The sequence below is a fragment of the Bartonella sp. CL70QHWL genome (genome assembly GCF_042194855.1).
Lineage (GTDB): Bacteria > Pseudomonadota > Alphaproteobacteria > Rhizobiales > Rhizobiaceae > Bartonella.
On record NZ_JBHINJ010000001.1, the window covers coordinates 44,021 to 67,656 of the forward strand.

Annotated in this window: 18 protein-coding genes; 4 read left to right on the top strand and 14 right to left on the bottom strand. The window is 37.9% G+C overall.

The window, feature by feature from the left end:
- Positions 1–1,403: 1,403 nt before the first annotated feature.
- From gpsA to acnA, 11 genes are all read right to left on the bottom strand, one after another.
- A complete protein-coding gene (gpsA, locus tag ACFIJZ_RS00150) occupies positions 1,404–2,411 on the bottom strand; it encodes an NAD(P)H-dependent glycerol-3-phosphate dehydrogenase (protein WP_375630496.1) in 1,008 nt (335 codons plus the stop codon).
- A gap of 398 nt (positions 2,412–2,809) precedes the next feature.
- The gene (gene cyoD / locus ACFIJZ_RS00155; RefSeq protein WP_375630498.1) at positions 2,810–3,658 is read right to left on the bottom strand and encodes a cytochrome o ubiquinol oxidase subunit IV; all 849 of its coding nucleotides are present in this window, start codon (positions 3,656–3,658) and stop codon (positions 2,810–2,812) included.
- Positions 3,658–4,326 (bottom strand): cytochrome (ubi)quinol oxidase subunit III, encoded by a 669-nt coding sequence (locus ACFIJZ_RS00160; RefSeq protein WP_375630500.1) that lies wholly within the window; start codon positions 4,324–4,326, stop codon positions 3,658–3,660. Before ACFIJZ_RS00160 ends, cyoD begins: the two co-directional genes overlap by 1 nt.
- Complete coding sequence (cyoB, locus tag ACFIJZ_RS00165) at positions 4,323–6,341, bottom strand: cytochrome o ubiquinol oxidase subunit I (protein ID WP_375630502.1); 2,019 nt, start codon at positions 6,339–6,341, stop codon at positions 4,323–4,325. The genes ACFIJZ_RS00160 and cyoB overlap by 4 nt, the downstream gene beginning before the upstream one ends.
- A 76-nt stretch (positions 6,342–6,417) precedes the next feature.
- Positions 6,418–7,389 carry a ubiquinol oxidase subunit II gene (cyoA, locus tag ACFIJZ_RS00170; RefSeq protein ID WP_375630504.1) on the bottom strand — a complete coding sequence of 324 codons (972 nt, stop codon included), beginning with the start codon at positions 7,387–7,389 and terminating at the stop codon, positions 6,418–6,420.
- A 130-nt stretch (positions 7,390–7,519) separates the two neighbouring features.
- Complete coding sequence (gene aroQ / locus ACFIJZ_RS00175; RefSeq protein ID WP_375630506.1) at positions 7,520–7,972, bottom strand: type II 3-dehydroquinate dehydratase; 453 nt, start codon at positions 7,970–7,972, stop codon at positions 7,520–7,522.
- A gap of 54 nt (positions 7,973–8,026) precedes the next feature.
- Positions 8,027–9,157, bottom strand: a complete 1,131-nt coding sequence (recF, locus tag ACFIJZ_RS00180) for a DNA replication/repair protein RecF (RefSeq protein WP_273790275.1) — start codon at positions 9,155–9,157, stop codon at positions 8,027–8,029.
- Between the two features lie 20 nt (positions 9,158–9,177).
- On the bottom strand, positions 9,178–10,299 hold the full coding sequence (dnaN, locus tag ACFIJZ_RS00185; protein WP_273790274.1) for a DNA polymerase III subunit beta: 1,122 nt from the start codon (positions 10,297–10,299) through the stop codon (positions 9,178–9,180).
- Positions 10,300–10,485: 186 nt separating this feature from the next.
- Positions 10,486–12,057, bottom strand: a complete 1,572-nt coding sequence (gene dnaA / locus ACFIJZ_RS00190) for a chromosomal replication initiator protein DnaA (protein ID WP_273790273.1) — start codon at positions 12,055–12,057, stop codon at positions 10,486–10,488.
- 701 nt (positions 12,058–12,758) lie between these two features.
- Positions 12,759–13,025 carry a 30S ribosomal protein S20 gene (gene rpsT, locus ACFIJZ_RS00195; protein WP_273790272.1) on the bottom strand — a complete coding sequence of 89 codons (267 nt, stop codon included), beginning with the start codon at positions 13,023–13,025 and terminating at the stop codon, positions 12,759–12,761.
- Positions 13,026–13,263: 238 nt separating this feature from the next.
- Entirely contained in the window at positions 13,264–15,951 is a 2,688-nt protein-coding gene (gene acnA, locus ACFIJZ_RS00200; protein ID WP_375630509.1) for an aconitate hydratase AcnA, read from the bottom strand.
- Between the two features lie 297 nt (positions 15,952–16,248).
- Between acnA and ccmA the strand changes: the two genes are divergently transcribed.
- The 4 genes from ccmA (at position 16,249) to ACFIJZ_RS00220 (ending at position 19,169) form a co-directional block, all read left to right on the top strand.
- Positions 16,249–16,860: a heme ABC exporter ATP-binding protein CcmA gene (ccmA, locus tag ACFIJZ_RS00205; RefSeq protein WP_273790270.1), complete on the top strand. Its 612-nt coding sequence runs from the start codon at positions 16,249–16,251 to the stop codon at positions 16,858–16,860.
- An 11-nt stretch (positions 16,861–16,871) separates the two neighbouring features.
- A complete protein-coding gene (gene ccmB / locus ACFIJZ_RS00210) occupies positions 16,872–17,537 on the top strand; it encodes a heme exporter protein CcmB (protein WP_375630511.1) in 666 nt (221 codons plus the stop codon).
- A gap of 46 nt (positions 17,538–17,583) precedes the next feature.
- Complete coding sequence (locus tag ACFIJZ_RS00215) at positions 17,584–18,363, top strand: heme ABC transporter permease (RefSeq protein ID WP_375630513.1); 780 nt, start codon at positions 17,584–17,586, stop codon at positions 18,361–18,363.
- Positions 18,364–18,554: 191 nt separating this feature from the next.
- Positions 18,555–19,169 carry a DsbE family thiol:disulfide interchange protein gene (locus ACFIJZ_RS00220; RefSeq protein WP_375630725.1) on the top strand — a complete coding sequence of 205 codons (615 nt, stop codon included), beginning with the start codon at positions 18,555–18,557 and terminating at the stop codon, positions 19,167–19,169.
- Positions 19,170–20,017: 848 nt separating this feature from the next.
- On the opposite strand, the gene ACFIJZ_RS00225 is transcribed toward ACFIJZ_RS00220, so the two are convergent.
- Genes ACFIJZ_RS00225 through ACFIJZ_RS00235 form a run of 3 tightly spaced genes read right to left on the bottom strand, consistent with a single transcriptional unit; the run spans position 20,018 to position 23,202 of the window.
- Positions 20,018–21,019, bottom strand: coding sequence for an Hsp33 family molecular chaperone (locus ACFIJZ_RS00225; protein ID WP_375630515.1), 1,002 nt, complete (start codon positions 21,017–21,019; stop codon positions 20,018–20,020).
- A 36-nt stretch (positions 21,020–21,055) separates the two neighbouring features.
- On the bottom strand, positions 21,056–21,991 hold the full coding sequence (gene argF, locus ACFIJZ_RS00230; protein ID WP_375630517.1) for an ornithine carbamoyltransferase: 936 nt from the start codon (positions 21,989–21,991) through the stop codon (positions 21,056–21,058).
- Positions 21,988–23,202 (bottom strand): aspartate aminotransferase family protein, encoded by a 1,215-nt coding sequence (locus tag ACFIJZ_RS00235; RefSeq protein ID WP_375630519.1) that lies wholly within the window; start codon positions 23,200–23,202, stop codon positions 21,988–21,990. Before ACFIJZ_RS00235 ends, argF begins: the two co-directional genes overlap by 4 nt.
- Positions 23,203–23,636 lie beyond the last annotated feature (434 nt).

Consider the following 23,636-nt stretch of genomic DNA (forward strand, 5'->3'; position numbering starts at 1 on the left):
AATAATGGAGGTTACGCTTTACCTCACACCTTTATTTTTCTTGTTCTTTAATGAAAGCATTTCTCTGATGTGTCAGGTAAAATAGAACACCCAAAAACACTATAGCTGTTTCTCCTTCATGCATTTTTTAAAGATATCTCTCAATGCACGCCATTCCATTTCACAATGGTACCTGTAGAACGTATAAAAAATCCCTGTGAAGTACATAAAATCCTTTTTTTACCACCATTTTAATGTTTATACAGATGACAAACCGACACCATCATTTTACTTGCCATGTTCTAATATTGAAACAACCCTTGACACTTGAGATGATTCATTAGAAGTATCTTTAATAATTTTTATCCACATACTAACCCGCTTGTGACAAGCAAACACATATTTTTAATTAACTCAATACAAAAATAAAATGAATTATTTATATAAATCAATTTTTTATCTTTATAATCACATTATTTTTCAGTGTAAATGACAGCCACAAACAAGTACAATAATATTTTTTTCAATCTTAGACTTTCAAAGTTATAATTCCAAAAATCATTTCTTGCATATAAAAAACAGAATTGACATGTGAGAAAATAAAAGACTTAAATATTTCTACTGAACAGCTTCAAGTGCTTAGAGCTGTCTCAACATTGGGGGGTGTAATGATGCTCGGCTTCCTCCTTCATAAACGTAAAGATGGGGATGTGCACAATGGCTTTATCGTTACACTATTCACGGTTACCGTCGCGAAGTGGACTTGGAAGTTTTAAGAGAGGTCTCTTTAAAACAAGCGCGTGAATATACAACAGCTATCGTGTTTTTTTGGGCGTTCTATTTTACCTGACACATCAGAGAAATGCTTTCATTAAAAAATGAAAAAATAAAGGTGTGAGATAATCTCCATTATTTAAAAGATATTGCTTTAGATAGCGTAAAACTGAATTTAAAAATGATTGTAGAAATGGGAACTGGTTTTCATCTTTAAAATTTCATCTTCTTCCCAAAACAGATTGTCTTCTTGTTTTAAAGAATTACAAAAACAGAGATACATAATATCCCTGCCCCGATATTCTTAACTTATACGTTACATAAATAAGATGCTTCTACCTAATGAGTCTTGTATTATTCTGTTTGCAAACATCATTGTGAGATGAATTTAAGAGACAATAAAAATATCTTGTTCATTACATTACATAAACATGTGTAAGTGGAAACGATAATTTATCTTCAAAGAGATAGCTCTTAGATAAAAGCAAAAACTTTTATATTTCAGCCATGTTTCATAAAGAATCGAATGATATGAATCTATAATTTGCTGGAATATGACTACCTTATACAACCATCAATAAAATCTATTTTATATGTCTATCATAGCATGTTTCTATTTTTTACGATTTGAATTATTAAAAAATAGGATATCATTGTATTTCGTCCTTGAGGGCGCGGCTTAGTAATGTATTTGCCGCTTCAGTTATGTTTTTACCACAATAGAGAATTTGATAAATTTGTTCTACAATGGGCATTTCTACCCCAATACGCTGCGCCAACGTATGTACTTCCTTGGTATTTAAGTATCCTTCCACAACCTGACCAATTTGTTTTTCCGCTTCTTTTATATCTATTCCTTTACCAAGAAGTATTCCAAAACGACGATTACGTGACTGATTATCAGTACATGTCAAAACCAGATCACCTAAGCCTGTCATTCCCATAAATGTGGAAAGCTCAGCACCCATAGCCCCCCCTAAACGACTGATTTCAGCTAATCCTCGTGTGATAAGAGCTATTCGTGCATTTGCCCCAAAACCTATGCCATCTGATATTCCTGCACCAATAGCAATAACATTTTTGACTGCTCCCCCTAATTGAACACCAATCATATCTGAACTTTTATAAACTCTAAAACTTTTGTCACAATAAAAAAGTTGCTGCAATTCTTTACCAAACTCAACATCAGAAGCTGCTATCGTCATTGCAGTAGGCCAACCAATAGCTAGTTCTTGAGCAAAAGTTGGTCCAGAAAAAACAGCTAAAGGAATTTTTTCACCTAAAATCTCACGAGCAACCTCTTGTAAAAAACGTCCAGTACCATGTTCTAAACCTTTTGTAGCCCAAATAACACGTGAATGCTGATCTAAATAAGGCTGAATATTACACAAAACTTGATGAAATACATGGCTTGGAACTGCGATTAATATATTGTGACTCGCCGTTATTGCAGTTTCAAGCGAAGCTTCAAGTAATAAATTGTCAGGAAATCGAATATCGGGTAAATATACTTGATTACAACGTTGTTCCTGTAATTCTTTGATATGTTGAGGACTATATCCCCAAAGTAAAACATTATGACCATTACGGGCAAGAGCTATCGCTAATGCAGTACCAAAAGAACCAGCACCAATAACTGTCATTGCAACGGTTTTCATTAAGTTTTCTGATTATTCTCTAAATTTTTGATTTCAATTGCATATTATTATTACAAATAACTTTAATGCTATCTTTAATATAAATTCTGTAAATCTAAAAACATTACTGCTTCGTGTTTTTTTATCTCACACAACATAAAAACTTGTTTCTCACATTCTCTTTCTTTGTAGTAAATTTTACAAACATCACTTTTTGTATATTCTACAAATAGCTATTTGTCTCAAAAATTAAAGCTTGACTAAATACCCCACGGACTTTCTCTTTTAAATTAAAAGTATATTCAAAATAATGATACTCATATCCACTGATATCTTGTATTTCTTCCCTTCTTTATATCCTACGAATTTCTTCTACGAGCTGATACATGCCGCATCAGCTCCATAGATATTTCTAACAACTACTCCACAGGAAACTGTGTATTTGGATCTTGATCCATGGGTATTTCTGAACCAGGCGCTTGATCTACAGGAGTTTGTGTACTTAGACCTTGCCCCATGGGTACTTCTGAACCAGGTGCTTGATCTACAGGAGTTTGCGTACTTAGACCCTGCCCCATGGGTATTTCTGAACCAGGTGCTTGATCTACAGGAGTTTGCGTACTTAGACCCTGCCCCATGGGTATTTCTGAACCAGGTGCTTGATCTACAGGAGTTTGTGTACTTAGATCCTGCCCCATGGGTACTTCTGAACCAGGTGCTTGATCTACAGGAGTTTGCGTACTTAGACCCTGCCCCATGGGCATTTCTGAACTAGCTTCTTGATCTACAGGAGTTTGCGTACTTAGATCCTGCCCAATGGGCATTTCTGAACCCTGTATCTTTTCTGGCTGTTTTCTTACGGATATATCTTTGTTTGATAACTGCTCAGACACTGAAGAATCATCTCTACTTGATATTTCCGGTTCAATAACACGTCCTGAACCACCCATCATATTATAATTTAAATGAGAAATAGCCCACCAAGTTCCCCCAATAATAACAAAAACGCAAATAGCAGCAAACCATAACGCGCTTAAATTCCACTTGGCGTCTGGACCAGAATTCAAGTGCAAAAAGAAAACAATTTGTACTATAATCTGAATAATCGCCATCCCAATAAGATACGCAACCTTTGTACTAACTGCCCAACTTTCCATCATTCCATACATCACAGGAACAAAAGAACCCAAAGTGAAAAATACAGCCAGAATAAAACCAACCAAATAGGAACCAGTACTGGGACCATGTGTTTCATTTTGCACGCTCATCACAACGCTCCTAATAGATAAACCATGGTGAAAACACCAATCCATACAATATCAAGTAAATGCCAAAAAATGGAAAGGCATGCTAAACGTGTTTTATTGTTCTGATCCAAACCATTACGACGAAGATGAAAAAACATCACAACCATCCAAAGAAGACCAACACTTACATGAAGTCCATGGGTGCCAACCAAAGCAAAAAATGCTGACCAATAAGCAGAGAGAATTTCCCGTCCAAAAAGCTGTAAACCTGTTGCAGGATCAATACCCGCATAAGCATTTGGATCGAAATAAAAAACCTCACTCAAAAGTTCATGAAATTCGTAAAGTTCCATACCAATGAAGCAACACCCCAATACAAAGGTAATAGCCATCCATAAACGCACACCACTGATGTTATTTTTATGTGCTTGTACCATTGCAAAGCCATAAGTGACGGATGAAAACAATAAGAAAGCAGTCTCAACCAAAACAAACTTTAAATCTATAAACTCATTGCCCGCTTTACCACCGCCATAAGAAGCAGAAAATACAGCAAAACTTGAAAACAATGTCGAAAACAGGATTAAGTCTGAAAGAATATAGACCCAAAAACCAAACGTCATTACCGAGCTACTATCGTGGTGAAGTTCATCTATAGTACTCGCGTTATTCATTGTTACAGCACTCATACTGTCACTCCTTGTTCTTTAAGAACAGCCGTAAAGGCATCTTCAGTTTTTTGCACTTCTTCAGCTGGAATATAGTAACCATGATGATCACCTGTTAATGAATGACACACAAGCGTTACAATAAAACCAACCAGTCCAACCGCAACAAGCCACCAAATATGCCAAACAAGTGCAAAACCAACAACTAATGAGAAGAATCCCGCAATAATTCCAGCAGATGTATTTGATGGCATATGAATTTTTGTAAACCCACTTGTCGGCCGTTGATAACCACTTTTCTTCATATTCCAATAAGCGTCATCAGACTGTATCTTTGGAAGGAGGGCAAAATTATAGGAAGGAGGCGGTGAAGAGGTAAACCATTCAAGTGTACGTGCATCACCCCAAGAATCATTTAATGTTACCGGTAAGTGACCTTTATGCTTAATACCGTACCAAATCGCCAAAACAACCTGTAACACAAAACAAAGAATACCAAGTAAGATAATACAAGCACCTAATGCAGCAATAATAAACATCGGCTGCCAACTAGGTTCCATGTAATGCTGAAGACGACGCGTCGCCCCCATTAAACCAAGCGCATAAACGGGGAAAAAGGCAAGGTAAAAACCAATAAACCAACACCAAAAAGATGCAATACCTAGTATGCGATTTGGTTTATAACCAAAAACTTTTGGAAACCAAAATGCAATCCCCGCTAAGTACGCAAAAACCACACCTCCAATAATTGTATGATGGAAATGTGCTATCAAAAAGAGCGAATTATGAAACTGCCAATCAGCAGGGACAATAGATAATAAAACACCGGTTAATCCACCACCAACAAATGTAAAGATCATGCCCATGCACCAAAGCATTGGAGGCTCAAAGCGAATTCGACCTTTATACATCGTAAGCAGCCAATTAAAGACTTTTACACCTGTTGGAACTGCGATGATCATTGTCGCAATACCAAAGAAAGTATTTACAGCTTCACCGCCACCCATTGTGAAAAAATGATGTCCCCAAACAAGAAGAGAAAGAATCAAAATAACCAACATGGCCCATACCATCGAAGTATAACCAAAGAGGCGCTTTGAAGAAAAAGTTGACACAACCTCAGAAACAATTCCAAAAGCAGGAACAACCAAAACATAAACCTCAGGATGACCAAAAACCCAAACATAGTTAATCCATACCATCGGATTTCCGCCACCAACATTAGAAAAGAAATTCATGCCCAAATAACGATCGCATGCCAAGAGTGCAAATGCTACAGCCAAGACAGGGTAAATAACTAAAATAAGAACATTGCTGACAAAAGCACTCCAACAGAAAATAGGCATTCTCATCATTGTCATTCCAGGAGCACGCATTTTAATCATCGTTGCAATAAAATTTACTGATCCCATTGTTGTTGCAATACCAGAAAGCTGAAGTGACCATAAATAATAATCTACCCCTGTATCTGGACTCGTTTGCAATTCTGTAAAAGGTGGGTACATCAGCCAACCACCACGACCAAAATTACCAACACCTAGGGATATGTTAATTAATATTGCCCCCGCAGCCGTAATCCAAAAACCTAGATTATTTGCAAAGGGAAAAGCAACATCACGCGCACCAATTTGAAGCGGTATAAGATAATTAAAAAGACCAAATAAAATAGGCGTGGCCATGAAAAAAATCATGATCGTACCATGCGCCGAAAAAATTTGATCAAAATGCTCAGGGGGCAAATAACCCGCTGTTTCACTCCCAAGAGCTAAAGCTTGATGCGTTCGCATCATAAGTGCGTCCGCAAAACCGCGAACAAGCATAATAATTCCAAGAACGATGTACATAATACCTATGCGTTTATGGTCAACCGTTGTAATCCAATTTCGCCATAGAATCCCCCACCACCCAAGTGCTGTTAAAGCAATAACAGCAATTAAACCAACCAAAACAATCGCAATACATGTATACAAAACGATCGGTTCATGTGCAAGCGCATGAAAAGCACCTGCCGTAGGATCTGTAAGTCTTCCAAACATTTCTCAACCCATTTCAAATGAAATTCAAGTTTAAAAGAAACCTTTGTTAAAAGGGCTCTTTACTTTATTGACTCTGTTAAATAACATCAGGATCAAATACTGAACATAGTGCACCCCACAGCGTCTGAGCAGCAGCACGTTTCATTAAATCTTCATTACATACCGTCTTTTCATCGACACATCGATTAACAACACGATAGTAAAGCCGCTTCTCAACAGGTGCAAAATAACGAACTTCAGCATCTTTTTCCTTCGCAGCAATATCACCCATACGAGGCGCAATAGAAAGTTGACGATAAGATGCACGATCAAGTACTCGACCATTAGCCCGAGCTTTTACAATCCAATCCTCAAAATCCTGCAAAGACACAGAATGCCACTTAAACCGCATACTCGAAAAACCATCACCACTGTAATTTGCTGAGGCTCCTTTGAATACTCCTTGCTCTTCAGCGACCAAATGCAACTTAGCATTCATCTGCGGCATAGCGTAAAGAACTGTACCCAATTTGGGAACCCAAAAAGCATTGACAGAATTCTCTGACGTTAATTGCAATAAAACTTGACGTCCTTCAGGCGCATAAATCTCATTAATCGATGCAACACCATATTCAGGATAAATAAAAAGCCATTTCCAATCAAGAGCAACAGCATCAATCTGTAATGGCTTTCCTTCACCCACAACTTCCACTGGAAGAGGATTTGTAGGTTCAAGCTTATAGGTATAATAAGCTGTTAATGAACCTAAAACCATTACAATTAAAACTGGAATACCCCACATCAATGCTTCAATTTTATTTGAATGCGCCCAATCAGGAGAATAGTCCGCTTTCATATTCGATGCACGATATTTTATAGCTAAAAATACCACACTCACCATAACTGGGATGACAATACAAAGCATCACCACCACACAAACAACGATCAAAATGAGCTGTTGACGTGCAACATAACCTGATGGCTGTATAACATCAATTTTACAACCAGACAAAAGCAGTGCTCCCCCTAAAATCACAAGCATTTCTAATTGTCTAACAAAGCTTTTCACCTTTATTTACCCCCGTCATACGCACTAAAAATTGTCATAAATATATACCTCACATTGTACAGATTTGAAAATAATTATCAAGAGAATTCAATGCCTATATTACTCTTATTAAACGCCTACTCTTTATCTATCACAATTTAATTGTTTTGCTTAATTGTTTTGCAATATACTCAAGTGCAAACCAATATCCATCACCTCCACACCCAGTTATGACAGCGTCTACACCTGCAGATGTATAAGAATGGTGACGAAAAGCTTCACGCTGATAAATATGAGATAAATGAACTTCTACTTTCGGCCCTGAAAACATTTTTAGGGCATCAAGAAGTGCAACAGATGTATGACTGTAAGCCGCTGGATTAATGATCAATCCAGAACTTGCCTCTATTGCTTCTTGTATCCATGCTACTAATTGCCCTTCACAGTTACTTTGATAAAAATTTATTATAATATCATTTTTTTTTGCCCATTCTCTGCATCTTTTTTCAATATCTTCTAGAGTTTCAGTTCCATAAATTTCTGGCTCACGTTGACCTAGAAAATTTAAATTAGGACCATTTAAAATTGTTATTATCTCTGACATAGCAAGCCTTTTCTTTCAGACCTATCACTTATTAAAAAAATATTTAGCATGTTTTTATGGCAATAAAGCTCCATCCTTAATCTCAAAGAATTCTGCGCGTCCTTTTAAGTCATCGAATAAAAGACGATCTGTTCCTGTCATAAATGTTTGTACAGCTAAATCATCAAGAATATCAAATAGAGCAGCACGTCGATGCGAATCAAGATGAGCAGCCATTTCATCAAGAAGAAGAATGGGAGATCTTTCCGATATCATACCTGTTAGACGTGCATGACACAAAACTAAACCTGTCAGCAGCGCTTTTTGTTCACCTGTTGAACAAGATGTTGCTGCTCTATTTTTATCAGCATAAAAAACCTGCAAATCTGCACGATGTGGTCCTTCTAACGTCCGACCAGCAGCACGATCCATTGCGCGATTATGCCGTAATCGATCACAAAATTGTTCTTCAACTTCAGTTGCTGATATTTCACTAAGAGCTGTTTCCAAAAAACCATCAATTTGCAAAAAAGCTCGTGGAAAAGGTATCTGTGATGGCATTTGCGTAAACATGTCATTTAAAAGACGAATAACATCAACACGCGCCGCAGAAATAGCTGTCGCCAGTTCTGCCATCTGCTTTTCTAAAGCATCAAACCAAGCACAATCTTCATTTCCATCTAAAAACAAACGATTACGTGCGCGCATAGCTCTATCATAATCGGCTATGCGGCGCCTATGCAAGGGATCAATCGCCAAAACCATACGATCCAAAAAACTACGGCGCTCAAGTGAAGGACCTGTAAAAAGACCATCCATAGACGGTGTTAGGACACTAATATGACAATAATCTGTTAGGCAATCACTCGACTCATTCACACCATTAATATGGACCTTTCGACTGTTATCGCTAACCTCGAAAGCTGTACCAATCTTTACTTCACCATAAAGAGCGCATTCAAGACGCGCAAATACAACAAATCCTCCACCACCATCTACAAAGCTAACGTCAGAATAAACAGCGCGCCGCAAACCACGGCCAGGAGAAAGAAAAGATAACGCCTCTAAAAGATTCGTCTTGCCAGCACCATTATGGCCAGTAAAAACCACATGCTGACCAGAAAAATGAATATTGAAAAAAGAATAATTGCGATAACGTAAAAGCTTCAGCTGCCTCACTGCCACTTTGTGCACATGACTGGCCATACATTGCAAAACAACCGCCCCTAAACGCGAATAGGCATCAGTACATAGAGCACATCCACATCATCATTATCACGAATCAGAGCGGGTGCTCCAGCCTCAGCCAACATAAAAACCATCTCATCGCTTGAAAGCTGCCCAGCAATATCCAAAAGATAACGTGAATTAAACCCTATCTCAAGCGGTTCAGATGCATAAGTTACTGATAATTGATCTTCTGCACTGCCCGAATCTGGGCTATTAACAACAAGCCTTAACTGTCCATGCTCAATCGTTAATTTAACTGCACGCCCCCGATCACTTGAAATCGTTGAAACACGATCAACGGCAGAAGAAAAGTCCTGCCTATTAACAATTAATTCTTTATCATTTCCAAGAGGGATAACACGTTGATAATCTGGAAATGTTCCATCAATTAATTTTGATGTAAAAATCACAGAGCCTATAGAAAAACGAATTTTTGTCTCTGAAAGCTCTATACACACATCACTATCATTTTCTTCTGAAAGAAGTTTTTGCAATTCTCCTACAGCTTTACGGGGAACAATAACACCAGGCATTCCCTCAACACCCGAAGGAGCTTCCATCTCAACTTGTGCCAAACGATGACCATCAGTTGCAACCAAACGCAATTTCAAAACATCATCATTAATAATATGGAAATAAATACCATTAAGATAATAACGGGTTTCTTCAGTAGAAATAGCAAATTGTGTACAATCAAGTAAATGTTTTAAGCCTGATGCCGATAAAGAAAAACGATAACCAAACTGCCCAGGAAGCGACTCTGGAAAGTCTGACTTCGGAAGACATTGAAGCTGAAAATGTGCACAACCCGAAACCACGGACATTGTACCTGCTTGATTCTCATCGACGGATAATACAACTTCATTGCTATCAGGAAGTTTTCGAATGATATCATAAAGCAAATGTGCTGGAACAGTTGTTGCTCCAGCTTGTTTAACATTAACTGCAAAAGATTCCATAACCTCTAAATCAAGGTCTGTTGCTTTTAACTGTACACGGCCATTTTCTGCATCAATCAACACATTCGATAAAATAGGAACAGTATTACGGCGCTCTACCACACGGTGAACCCGACCAAGAGACTTGAGAAATTGACTGCGATCAACTGTAATACGCATAAAAGCCCCGTATGATTTACTAAAAACTATAAGAATTCTTTAGACTTAAAGAATAGACCCTCTTTAAGAATCGCCTGCTAGAGTTTATTAAACCTCTCTTAAAATGGCAAGTCACTCCTGCATAAGAAAAAATAAATCTTTTCATTAAATTCTTTAAAGTCTCTCCAAGGAAAGAAACGATAAACACTATACAGCCTGTTCTCCAATCAACCGCTTAAGCAATTCAAGTTCCTTAGCCAAGGTCTGATCACCACAAACCAAATCTTCAATTTTACGCACAGCGTGTAAAACTGTTGTATGATCACGCCCACCAAAACGGCGCCCAATTTCTGGTAACGAGCGAGGAGTTAATACTTTTGCTAAATACATTGCAACTTGCCGTGGCTTCACAACCGTACGTGTTCGACGATTAGATAACAAGTCCTGTTTAGAAACATTATAATGGCGTGCTACCGTACGCTGAATTTCTTCAATCCGAATACGCTTAGGTTCACCAGGACGTGTCAAGTGACCTAATAACTCATCAATCCGCTCTAAAGATAAATCAGACTCAAAAGATTGACGAAACAAGAGCTGATTAAATGCACCTTCAATATCACGCCCCGACCCTAAAACCGTTTTCGCAATATATTCCAAGATATCATCAGAAATTGATACCATGCCATCATCTTGTTGTGCCACCTTCAACCGCTGGCGCAACATTTGCAAACGCATTTCATAATCTGGTGCTTCAATTTCAAGGGCCACCCCTCCCTGAAGACGAGAGCGAACGCGAAGATCAAGCGATTCTAATTCTGCTGGTGGACGATCTGCAGCGACAACAACCTGTTTTGCACTATCAAGCAACATATTAAGCAAATGGCAAAACTCATGTTGTATCGACTTACCCTGTAAAAACTGCATATCATCAATAATTAAAAGGTCGATATCACGAAGCTGTTCTTTAAAAGAAAGAGCATCATTATCACGAATAGCTGTTGCAAAACGCCACATAAAATATTCAGCAGTTAAATAAATAACGCGCGCAGACGTTAAACGCTTCAATGCAGAAGCAGCAATCGCTTGAAGCAAATGTGTTTTTCCTAAGCCAACAGATGCGTGAATAAAAAGAGGATTAAAACGTAAAGCACTTTTATGCCCCTCCGCAATAGAACGCGCAGCCGCTAAAGCAACACGATTAGAAGCCCCCTCAACAAAACTTTCAAAAGTATAACGAGAATCAAGTGGAGATCCAAAAACTCCCGTTTGAGAACTCTTAACTGAATGCTCTGCGCAACTTTCAACAAAAGATGAAGTCGCCTGCTCCTCTAGTACAACAGAAGGAACACTTCTTTTACAAACGACATCTCTTGAAACGCGTTCCATACCACGAACAATAACTTCAACACGAAGAATTGCTGAATTCTCTTGTTTCCATAAATGAGTCAAAAGAGAACCATAGTGATTATTAATCCATGAACGTAAAAAAGCAGTAGGAACAGAAAGCTTTACAAGAGTATGACTATATTCAGCAAGCTTCACGCGCCCAAACCAACTGGTATAAGCCTCAACACCAACCTGTACCTTTAATTGCGCCATAACACGTATAAAAGCCGCTGCACTTTCCTCCTCTGAAACAATAGAATGCCCTATAGGAGCACTTCTACAAACATTCTCATCACTCTCCGTCATCCTATTCTTTATTATGTTCTCTGCCGACAGGATATTTACCGAAACCCTTTTAAAGGAACTAGCTTTAGAGTTCAATTTATCCACCATCTTCCATCCTGATAAAAATAAAATTTTGTCCTGCCAAACAGCTAAAATAAATCTAGCGAAGGCAAAACGCCCTACCCCAAATAAGATTACTCACCCTCCCCTAGGATAGCCTCATCACAACCCCACTAACAAAGATGACCAATAAGATTTACTTGCACTCATGATATGACCCACCCTTCTAAAATGGTAAACATATCCATTAAGAAAACTAAAAAACCGTCAGAAAACCTCTCCAACACAAAAGTTTAGAAAAGCCTAAATCAAAACATCTTGTATTCAACAAAGTACAGAATAATACGCTGATGTGACCCCTTCATGCTTTTTAGTCTTCATAAGAACCATACAAAACAGCAGAGGTAAAATGCAAGAGGTCAAAATAAAATCAAAAAACCCAAAAAAAATGCTTATATTAATGAGGACTGAAAAAAATATTGATTCAATTCATTTTTTTTCTCTAAATTTACCAATAATTAAAGAATCTCTTCAGATTTAAAAAAAAAAATAAAATGCTTGACAAAAAAGACTCTGTAAAAATCCACAAAGCTTGTGGATAACCATACCCCCCTCTATAAACTTTCTCTCCTTTTTCAAGTGGAGAATCATTATCGATTCTTATTTCAATAGAAACTTTTTGAAATAATAAACAAAAAGCCAGCATCCTCATGGATACTGGCTTTTTTCTCAATTAAAGGAGAAAAAGTTTAAACGCTGAGAGCCTTCAACCGTTTAGCTAAACGCGATACTTTCCTCGCAGCAGCATTTTTATGAAAAACCCCTTTAGAAACTGCACGCATAATTTCAGGCTCAAAATTCTTAAATGCAATCTCCGCAGATGCCTTATCGCCACCCGCCAAAGCATCATCAAACTTACGTATAAAAGTACGAACGCGTGAACGGCGGGCCTTATTAACCTGTGTGCGCGCCGCAACCTTGCGCACCGCTTTTCGAGCAGAAGGTGTATTCGCCATAAATATAATCTCTCTTTCAACACCTTGGTAAAATGAGTCTCAATAACAACTCTACCAATATAAATAAATCCAACCCAAGCAAAACTATAAAGCTGCCTATAACTCGTGTGGTTTATAACGCAATCCCAAAGCTAACGTCAATTAGATTTTCAAAGATAGTCATAAAAAAACGAAGCCAAACTCTTTGATCCGCAACTTTATAGCCTAATAATAGATATTCCTTAACAAACAAAAGAATCTAAACAGCTAACTTACGCAAGACATATTGCAAAATTCCACCATGATGCAAATAATCTAGCTCATCTTCAGTATCAACACGGCATAATAATGGAACGGTTTTTACCGTACCATCAGAAAAAGTAATTTTCGCTACAGTCTTTTGACGAGGTTTCAAGTTATGAATCCCTTCAATTGTCACCTTTTCATCTCCCTTTAAGCCTAAAGATTTCCAACTTAGCCCCTCCTCAAAGACAAAAGGGACAATGCCCATACCAACAAGATTAGAACGATGTATCCTTTCAAAAGATTGCACAATCACCGCTTTGACACCAAGAAGATTGGTCCCCTTGGCAGCCCAATCGCGTGATGATCCATTACCATATTCAACACCTGCAAAAACAACGAGCGGAATACCTTCTTGTTTATACGCCATTGCTGCATCGTAAATGGTTTGTTCTACCGCTGACGGATAATGAACCGTATAACCTCCTTCTCGACCATTTTCCCCTAACATAAAATTACGAATGCGAATATTGGCAAAGGTCCCACGCACCATAACTTCATGATTCCCACGACGCGTTCCATACTGGTTAAAATCAGCTACTTTAACACCATGATCCATTAAATATTTTCCGGCAGGAGAAGCTGCTTTAATAGAACCAGCAGGAGAAATATGATCCGTCGTGATTTTATCACCAAATAAACCTAAAATCCGTGCATCTCTAATATCTGGTAAGATATCAGGCGTTTTCTGCATATCATCGAAATAAGGTGGATTGCGTACATAGGTGGATCGCTCATCCCAAGAATAGGTAGAACCCGTAGGAATCTGAACTTTTTGCCAATTTTCATCTCCCTTAAAAACATCTGCATACTTTTCGGCAAAAACCTTACGCGTGACATTTTTTTCGATAAACTCCTGTATTTCTTGAGAAGTTGGCCAAATATCTCTCAAATAAATGGGTTGGCCATTTGAATCTTCACCAAGAGGCTCCTTGGTTAAATCCTTACACACCGTCCCGATGAGCGCATGTGCAACAACTAACGGTGGTGAAGCTAAATAATTCGCTTGCACATCAGGGGAAACACGCCCTTCAAAATTACGATTTCCTGAAAGAACCGCAGATGCAATTATACCATTGTCATTAATCGTTTTGGAAATAGCTGGGTGCAAAGGACCAGAATTCCCAATACATGTTGTGCACCCAAATCCTACTAAGTTAAATCCCAGTGCATCTAAATCTTTTTGCAGACCCGAATTTTTAAGGTAAGCTTCAACGACTTGTGAACCAGGTGCAAGAGAAGTTTTTACCCATGGTTTACTCTTGAGCCCCTTTGCCACAGCATTTCGTGCCAAAAGACCCGCTGCAATAAGAACACTTGGATTCGATGTATTCGTACACGACGTAATCGCAGCGATCACCACATCACCGTGACCAAGCGTATATTCTTCACCCTCGACCTGATAACGCTTATCTTGTCCAGAAGTTTTCTTATAGTCTTCGACCAATGCCTTCTCAAAACCCTGCCCAACGTTTTCCAATGCAATACGTCCTTCAGGACGTTTAGGACCAGCCATAGAAGAGACAACAGTTCCCATATCTAATTCAATTGTATCACTAAAAATGGGATGAGCTACCATTTCATCATGCCACATCCCTTGTGCTTTGGTGTAAGCCTCCACTAAGGCAATCCGATTTTCATCACGCCCTGTCATATTGAGATAACGCACTGTCTCCTTATCAATTGGGAAAAAACCACACGTTGCTCCATATTCAGGTGCCATATTTCCAATCGTTGCCCGATCAGCAAGTGTCATATGCTCCAAACCAGGACCAAAAAACTCAACAAATTTACCGACAACACCCTTCCGACGTAGCATTTGAGTCACCGTCAATACGAGATCGGTGGCTGTTACACCTTCCTTAAGTTTACCTGTTAGACGAAAACCAATCACTTCAGGTAACAACATAGAAACAGGTTGGCCTAACATTGCTGCTTCTGCTTCAATACCACCAACACCCCAACCTAAAACCCCTAAACCATTTACCATAGTCGTATGCGAATCAGTTCCCACACAGGTGTCAGGATAAATCGTCTCACACCCCTCTTCATTCTTCATCCATACACATTGTGCTAAATATTCTAGGTTAACCTGATGACAAATCCCTGTTCCTGGAGGAACAACACGAAAATTTTGAAAGGCTTGCTGCCCCCATTTAAGGAAACGATAGCGTTCACCATTGCGTTCATATTCATGCTCGACGTTTTCCTTAAAAGCCATGGAAGTGCCAAAAGCATCAACAATAACTGAGTGATCAATGATGAGATCAACGGGAATGAGAGGATTGATTTTTTCAGCGTTACCACCAAGTTTAACCATAGCATCACGCATTGCAGAAAGATCAACAACTGCTGGAACACCTGTAAAATCCTGCATAAGAACACGCGCAGGACGGTAAGCAATTTCTGCCCCGGCACTCCCTTTGTCGTTTAACCACTTAGCAACATTGAGGATATCCTCTTTTTTAACTGTGCGACCATCTTCAAATCGCAATAAATTTTCGAGAATAACTTTCATCGAAAACGGTAAACGAGAAACACCTTCAAGTCCGTTCTTCTCCGCTTCGATCAAACTATAATAAATATATTCTTTGCCACCAACATTTAATACTCTGCGACAATTAAAGCTATCAATTTGAGTCATGACTGTCCACCCTCAATACTATAACCACCCAATTTCCAGGAATGAACAACACAAACTACGAGTCAAGGTCGCAGCTTGAGCGCAGACGCAATTACCTCCGCTATCCATTTCCCCTCCACCCTCTCATAGGCAAATGCGGAAATCAGCGCCAGAAACCATTTTACACCAGATATTGATGTAAGGTATCCTTTATAGAACTATTTCTAGAACTATTCTAGGTACAATTGCATAAAAAATGTGTTTTTTATTCTATAATACAATAAAGAATATGAAAATAAAAACAAAATAGGCAATCACATGGTATTATCAGGCAAAGATTTAGCCGCTTACAGAAACGAAGAAATTCTGTTTAAAGGTCTTTCTTTTTGTTTATTTTCACAGCAACTTATGACAATCACCGGTCCTAATGGTATCGGAAAGTCTACATTACTCCGAATCATTGTCGGTCTTCTTGAAGCTGCTGAAGGTCATATAATACTTAAAGACCATGATCAAATATACCCTGTTGCAACTGCCTGTCATTATCTTGGTCCTCAAAATGCTATGAAACCTCTTTTATCTGTCATTGATAATTTGCAATTTTGGGCAGATTTTTACGGTCAACATTTACGTTTTGCGCATGAAGCTCTTGCCGATATTGGTCTTTCTAACCTTGAACATTTACCCTTTAACGCTCTGTCAACTGGACAACAAAGACGCGTAGCTATTGCTCGCCTTTTGCTCTCCTATCGTCCTCTTTGGATTTTAGATGAACCAATATCTGGGCTTGATAACCATGCTCAAAAACTCCTTGCTCGTATTTTCCAGCGTCATCTCAATCAAGGTGGTATGATTATCGCTGCAACTCATAATTCCATAGGCATTCCAGAAAACCATAAAATCGCTCTGGAAAAATTTTTACCTCTCTAGGAGAGAATAAAATGAAAGCACTGTTCTGGCGTGATCTTAAACTATTATTAGTGCTACAAGCCTCTTCACTAACAGGATTATTGTTTTTTATCGCTGTTGTTGTCATAACCCCCTTTGCCATTGGGCCAGACCCCAAAATTCTTGCACAAATAGGACCAGGTATATTGTGGTTTGGAGCCCTTCTTGCAGGGCTTCTCAATCTGAACAAACTTTTCCAAATCGATCGCGATGATGGTAATCTCGACCAATTTATCCTTTCAGGACAAAGACAAAGTTTTACTCTAATTGTCTTTACCAAATGTTTTGCCCATTGGGTAGGAACGATGCTTCCTCTTATTTTTGCCACACCTATTTTAGCCCTCATGCTCCATTTAGATGTAACAATAACTTTTACAACAATACTCACCCTTTTATGCGGAACACCAGCTATTATTTTTATTGGTGCTATAGGCGCTGCACTCGCAACCTCATTGTTGCACAGTACTTTGCTTATTTTTATCATTATCTTGCCGTGGATCATTCCAATTATGATTTTTGGTGTTTCGGCTGCTACAGCCCCAATAAACCCAAATACCTCTTTTCTCACTTCCCTAGCTCTTCTCAGTGCTTTTTCACTTCTTTTGAGTCTCTTTAGCTCTTTTGTTGCTGCAATAACGCTTAAACTTTTATCAGAATAATAAAAGATGATTGCCGCATAGCAAAACTCTGCCTATTATGAATTTTATGAATGAACTATCTCGTACATATAAAATCAGGTCACTCCCTGCAAGTTTCACCCTTTTCATGAAAATAAGCAGTATCGTCTTACCTTGGTTGGCCGGCATAACATTGTGTTTCCTTATCTTAGGGCTTATGCTGGTGATGCATTCTCCTGATGACTACCAACAAGGCATTACTGTTAAGATTATGTACCTTCATGTTCCCTTTGCGTGGTTGTCTACATTCTGTTATGTAACGATGAGTGCAGCGGCATTAGGAAATCTGATTTGGAAATATCATCTTGCTGATGTAGCACTTAAATGTGGAGCGCCTATAGGGGCAATTTTTACCGCCTTGGCTCTCATGACAGGAGCGCTTTGGGGGCGACCTACATGGGGAACATGGTGGGTCTGGGATGCACGGTTAACATCAGTTTTAATTCTGCTTTTTATCTATCTCTCCATTATCCTGCTTGGGCGTGCTTTTGACAACCAAGTAAAAGCCGCTCGTGCGACTGCAATTCTTACACTTGTTGGATTTGTTAATATCCCTGTTATTAAATTTTCCGTTAATTGGTGGAATACATTGCATCAACCAGCATCATTGTTACGTGCTGGAGGATCAACAATCGACAATGCTATGTTATGGCCCCTTATAACAATGCTCTTTTGTTTTATCTTTATGTTTATTGTGCTTTATTTGATGGCTATGCGAAATGAAATCAATAGTCATTATATCCGAATACTTCAGATTAAAAAATCCCGTCGTGCACAACAACAGGACGCTTCATCATGCTCGACCTAAATGGCATCCACAGCGGACTTTTAGGAAATCTATCTCAGAAAATTGATTTTTTCCTTAGCACCCTTAAACACGAGCAAATTGTTGTTTTAAGCTATGTGCTTTCTGCAATATCCCTCTTATGTCTTATTGGATATATTCTTTGCAAAGCTCTATACCAAAAAAAAATTCTCCAACAACTAAACAAAAAAGAGCTGTCACAAAAAGAAAAGTATAATGAAAAACATCCCTCCAAACTTAAAAAAAATATATCTTTGCCTGTTCTGCTTGTTTTTTTTGGACCATTTGTTCTTTTTCTTCTTCTCATGGTGCTTTTTTTCAACTTTATGGATAAAAAACACCTTCAAGATTCTTCTCTTCTCCCAAACGCATTGGCTGAAAAACCTGCTCCCAATATTCATCTTCCTCTTCTTGATAAAGAAAGTTATCTCAATTCAAAACAGTTTAAAGGACGTGTCACATTGGTCAATTTTTGGGGCTCTTGGTGTCTGCCCTGTCGCGAAGAACATCCTATTCTTATGCAAATTGCACAAGATAAACGTTTTGATCTGATTGGTATTAATTATAAAGATAATAAAACAAATGCCCTGCGTTTTTTAAACAGTTTTGGTAATCCTTTTAAATTTATTGGCTTTGATGTTTCAGGATATACAGCCATTGATTGGGGAATATATGGCCCCCCAGAAACCTTTCTCTTGAATAAAGAGAGCATCATTATTGCCAAACATGTTGGTCCCTTAACGTGGCAAATTTATCAAAAAAAAATTCTACCAAAAATTGAACAAGCGATTATGACAGAAGAAAAATAAAATAATGCAGGTTTGTAAAAACATAACGTTTTATCATGCTATGTATGCTATTTTATTTATACGGACCCGCATTCTTCTTAGAAAAATTTTACAAGAGTATTACCATTGTTGATTCAAAAACATGTGTAAAGAAATATCTGTGTAGGAGCTTTATTTTTGATTACTTGGACAAAAACAATATTGCTATAGAACCATCGTTAGATTAGTGACAGCAACCAACTATTATTTTCAAAGTCATATAGTATTTTGTCTTCGCATTTTTATCTAAAATGCACATTGTTATGAGGGGACTTCACCACTATTCTTATCTTTTTTATAAAATAACAAACCCGTTCCTTCGCAGCGTCATTGTTACATTTATTCCCATTACACTATCTGTTCGTAATAGACTCTATAAAGTCCATATTGAGTCTATACATTCTTATTCTATCGATAATTTCTCTTATGATTATAACTAATGAGCTTTTTTGACTCTTAATAAGATAAATTCGAGTAAGAAAATATGACTACAATCAAAAAGTCTCATTTAACAGAGAAGATAAGTTATGAATACATAATCAATCTATCAATGAACATTATAAAAGAATTCATTGTAAGAAATAAACTTTTGAGATGTAAAAAGTATAAAAGAAGCTTTTTCGAGAGGAGAAAATATATTTTACAGAGAACTCTTTTTTAAGCACTCTATAACGTGATTACTGATTTCAACAGAAAGATCACTCGTATACATTAAAAAACTCTAAGACAAGAAATATTCTAGAAGTTCATATGAGCTTATGCGTAAACTTTTATAACGCAAATAAAATAGGCTTTTGTTGCAATCATCATTTTTTATGAAAAATATTTGATTATGTTTTTTCTTCTAAAAATTCTTGCGGTGTAAAACAATATGTTTTTGAGCAAAATTCACATGTGACTGAAATATATTTATTTTTAACCATTTTATTGCGTTCATCAATAGAAAAACCTTCTAGGATTCCTTTAATTTTTTCGTGTGAACAAGAACATTGATCGACAAGAGAAAAAGGATTAAAAACTCTAACACCTTGTTCATGAAAAAGGCGGAACAAGAGCTGTTTACTACCGACTTGGGGATCTGTTAATTCTGAACTTTCAATCGTTTCCATGAGTATTTTAGATTCCTGCCATTGGTTATCCAATTGGGTATGGGTTTTCGTTTCTTCTCGCTTTTGATGAGGGGCATCTATTTTATGATGAGACGATTCTTGGGGTAAAAGTTGGATCAAAATACCTCCAGCTCGCCAGCTTTTCTGCGGTTTTCCTTGTTGGTCACGATTAATTAATATAGCAACAGCCAGACGGATATCGGTAGGAATTTGTTCTGACTGATCAAAATAAATACGAGAAGCTTCTTGTAAATTTGATCCATCTAATGCAACTATCCCTTGATAGGGTTGCATATGGGGACCTTGATCAATGGTGAAGGCTAAAGTGCCTTTTCCTAAAAGTGTTTCTGAAGAAGTTTGACCATTGTCTATGGCTTGTTTTAGCTGTTCCTTATCAAAACGAGCGTATCCACGTAAACTGGAAGGAGGCGAAAAATCGCACACCAACATATTAACAGGTCCATCGGAATGGGTTTGTAGAATAAATTTTCCCGTAAGTTTTAGAGAAGTTCCAAGCAGAACCGTTAAAAGTAAAGCTTCTGCTAGAAGATAAGAAACCGGTTCAGGATATTGATGTCTGTTAAGAATAGAATTTAAAGTTTCCCCAAGTTGTACGGCACGTCCACGGATATCAAGTTCTTCAACTTGAAAGGGAATAACACTATCATCTTCACGCAAGAAGTTGTTGTTGAGAGAGGCTTCATCTTTAGCTTGTTCACTCATAGCTTTGCCTTTTTTATATAATTTGTTGTAGGGAGGCTATTGTGGAGAGAAAAACGCATCTTGTAAACACCAAGAAAGAATTGCTTTTTGAACATGAAGACGATTTTCAGCCTCATCGAAAACAACGGAGTGCGGTCCATCAATCACAGAATCAACAACTTCTTCACCGCGATGAGCAGGAAGACAATGCATAAAAAGAGCATCAGATTTTGCTAATTTCATGAGAGATTCATTGACTTGATAAGGCTGAAAAGTAGAACGACTGCGAGCACGAAATTCTTGTCCCATGGAGACCCATGTATCGGTCATAATACAATCAGCATCTTGAGCTGCTTTTTGGGGATTATGGGTTAGTGTAAGATGTGCTCCTCGTTCACGTGCCCAATGGATAAATTTTTCCTGTGGCTCACTGCCCTTTGGAGTAGCAATACGCAAATGAAAATCAAAAAGAGCTGCAGCTTCAATTAAGGAATGGAGCACATTATTACCATCCCCCATCCACGCAAATATTTTACCAGAAATAGGCCCCCGATGCTCCTCATAGGTTAATATATCTGCTAGAATTTGGCAAGGATGTGTATCATCTGTAAGGGCATTAATGACAGGAATTTGTGCATATTGTGCCAATTCGAGCATACGTTGATGTTTTGTTGTTCGTAATATCACGATATCCACAAAACGAGATAAAACACGAGCCGTATCAGCTATAGTTTCACTGTGACCAAGCTGCATCTCTGAACCCGTGAGCATGATTGTATCTCCGCCAAGCTGGCGCATACTGATATCGAATGAAATACGGGTTCGTGTGGATGGTTTTTCAAAAATCATCGCAAGTGTTTTACCTATAAAAGGTTTTGAACCTTTTCCTGCTTTAAAAGATGCTTTAAGGATCTTCGCATAATCGATCAGTGCGCGTGCTATTGCTGGCGTTAAAATGGATAAGTCCGTGAAATGACGAAGAGCATTTGTCATGTGTGTGATATTTGTCTTTCTTTGTTTACTTGCGAAAGATAAGCTATTGCTTTTTCAATACGATGCAAACTTTCATCTATTTCTTCTTCCCTAATGATAAGAGGAGGCAATAAGCGCACAACATTGTTGTTGGCAGCAACACTTAAGAGATGTTCATTTTCTAAAGCATTAACGACAAGATTTGAAGACACAACACATTGAATACCCAACATTAGCCCCATCCCCGGAACTGCGCGGATAATATCAGGATAGATATTGAGAATATGCAAAAGTCCACTTTTTAGTTTATCCCCCATGCGCTGAACATGGTTGAGAAAACTTGGCTCTAACAAAATATCAAGAACACTATTTCCTACAGCCATTCCAAGAAGATTTCCTCCAAAGGTTGAACCATGTGTCCCAAGTGTCATGCTTTTTGCAACTTTATCCGTTGCAAGGCAAGCGCCTAATGGAAATCCCCCTCCTAATCCTTTTGCGAGGGTAAGAATATCAGGCGTGATATCACTCCATTCATAAGCAAAAAGCTTTCCTGTTCGTCCTATACCCGTTTGGACTTCATCTAAAATCAATAATAGACCATTATCATCGCATATTTTGCGCAAAAATCTTAAATATTCATGAGGGACCGTTCGTATTCCTCCTTCTCCTTGAATAGGTTCAATAAGAATAGCGGCGGTATTTTTATTAATAGCATTACACAAAGCGATTTCATCACAAAAAGGTACTTGAATAAATCCACCAGCTTTAGGTCCAAAGCCTTCAAGATATTTTTCATGCCCAGTCGCAGCAAGTGCTGCAAGTGTACGTCCATGAAATGCCCCTTCAAAAGTAATTATTTCAATGCGTTCTGAATGACCAGCAGCATAGTAATAATGACGTGCCGTTTTGAATGCGCACTCCAATGCTTCAGTACCTGAATTGCAGAAAAAAACCTTATCCGCAAAACTATTTGCACAAAGCCGCGTGGCAAGAGATGCTTGTTCAGGAGATTGAAAAATATTAGAAACATGCCAAAGTTTTTCAGCTTGTATTTTGAGCGTATCAACCAATTTTGGATGTGAATACCCTAATGCATTAACAGCAATGCCAGATGTGAAATCAAGATAATGTTCTCCTTTATCGGAAATAAGCCATACACCATGCCCCTGTTCAAAATGCAAATTTCGTCGTGCGAAGCATTCATAAAGTGGTTGTATAGAGACAGCATCCATCATAATTCCCTTTATATTTTAACCTTTTCAATATATATACAAAGCAACACTACAAATAAAACAGCATGGTACATTTCGTTACGGTGCTTTCAACATTTCATTACGATTAGTGATTACACCTATAGAATAGATCATTACACCAATTGAAAAAAAGTCAATGAAGGTTCTACAAATAAGCATTTTGGGGAAAATCCTTAAACAAAAGTGAAAGTTTAACCTATGATTGATTTGCAAGTTGGGGAAAACATTCTAAATAAACTCTTCAAGAGGTAAAGACTCTTGTCATAGAGTGAGTGCATATTGTAATTTACAATATAATAAGCAAGATGATGTGTTTTGATTTGTAAGTCCACAGGCTGGATGATTTTCTTATGCTCGTTTAGAGTGTAAAGTTCTTTCATTCAGCGTAATGAAAACATTATTTAAACATTTGA

Coding starts and splice junctions, on each gene's coding strand:
- gpsA (WP_375630496.1), bottom strand. CDS start 2,411: ATGAAAACCGTTGCAATGACAGTTATTGGTGCTGGTTCTTTTGGTACT.
- cyoD (WP_375630498.1), bottom strand. CDS start 3,658: ATGAGCGTGCAAAATGAAACACATGGTCCCAGTACTGGTTCCTATTTG.
- ACFIJZ_RS00160 (WP_375630500.1), bottom strand. CDS start 4,326: ATGAGTGCTGTAACAATGAATAACGCGAGTACTATAGATGAACTTCAC.
- cyoB (WP_375630502.1), bottom strand. CDS start 6,341: ATGTTTGGAAGACTTACAGATCCTACGGCAGGTGCTTTTCATGCGCTT.
- aroQ (WP_375630506.1), bottom strand. CDS start 7,972: ATGTCAGAGATAATAACAATTTTAAATGGTCCTAATTTAAATTTTCTA.
- recF (WP_273790275.1), bottom strand. CDS start 9,157: ATGGCCAGTCATGTGCACAAAGTGGCAGTGAGGCAGCTGAAGCTTTTA.
- dnaN (WP_273790274.1), bottom strand. CDS start 10,299: ATGCGTATTACAGTTGATCGCAGTCAATTTCTCAAGTCTCTTGGTCGG.
- dnaA (WP_273790273.1), bottom strand. CDS start 12,057: ATGGTGGATAAATTGAACTCTAAAGCTAGTTCCTTTAAAAGGGTTTCG.
- rpsT (WP_273790272.1), bottom strand. CDS start 13,025: ATGGCGAATACACCTTCTGCTCGAAAAGCGGTGCGCAAGGTTGCGGCG.
- acnA (WP_375630509.1), bottom strand. CDS start 15,951: ATGACTCAAATTGATAGCTTTAATTGTCGCAGAGTATTAAATGTTGGT.
- ccmA (WP_273790270.1), top strand. CDS start 16,249: ATGGTATTATCAGGCAAAGATTTAGCCGCTTACAGAAACGAAGAAATT.
- ccmB (WP_375630511.1), top strand. CDS start 16,872: ATGAAAGCACTGTTCTGGCGTGATCTTAAACTATTATTAGTGCTACAA.
- ACFIJZ_RS00215 (WP_375630513.1), top strand. CDS start 17,584: ATGAATGAACTATCTCGTACATATAAAATCAGGTCACTCCCTGCAAGT.
- ACFIJZ_RS00225 (WP_375630515.1), bottom strand. CDS start 21,019: ATGAGTGAACAAGCTAAAGATGAAGCCTCTCTCAACAACAACTTCTTG.
- argF (WP_375630517.1), bottom strand. CDS start 21,991: ATGACAAATGCTCTTCGTCATTTCACGGACTTATCCATTTTAACGCCA.
- ACFIJZ_RS00235 (WP_375630519.1), bottom strand. CDS start 23,202: ATGGATGCTGTCTCTATACAACCACTTTATGAATGCTTCGCACGACGA.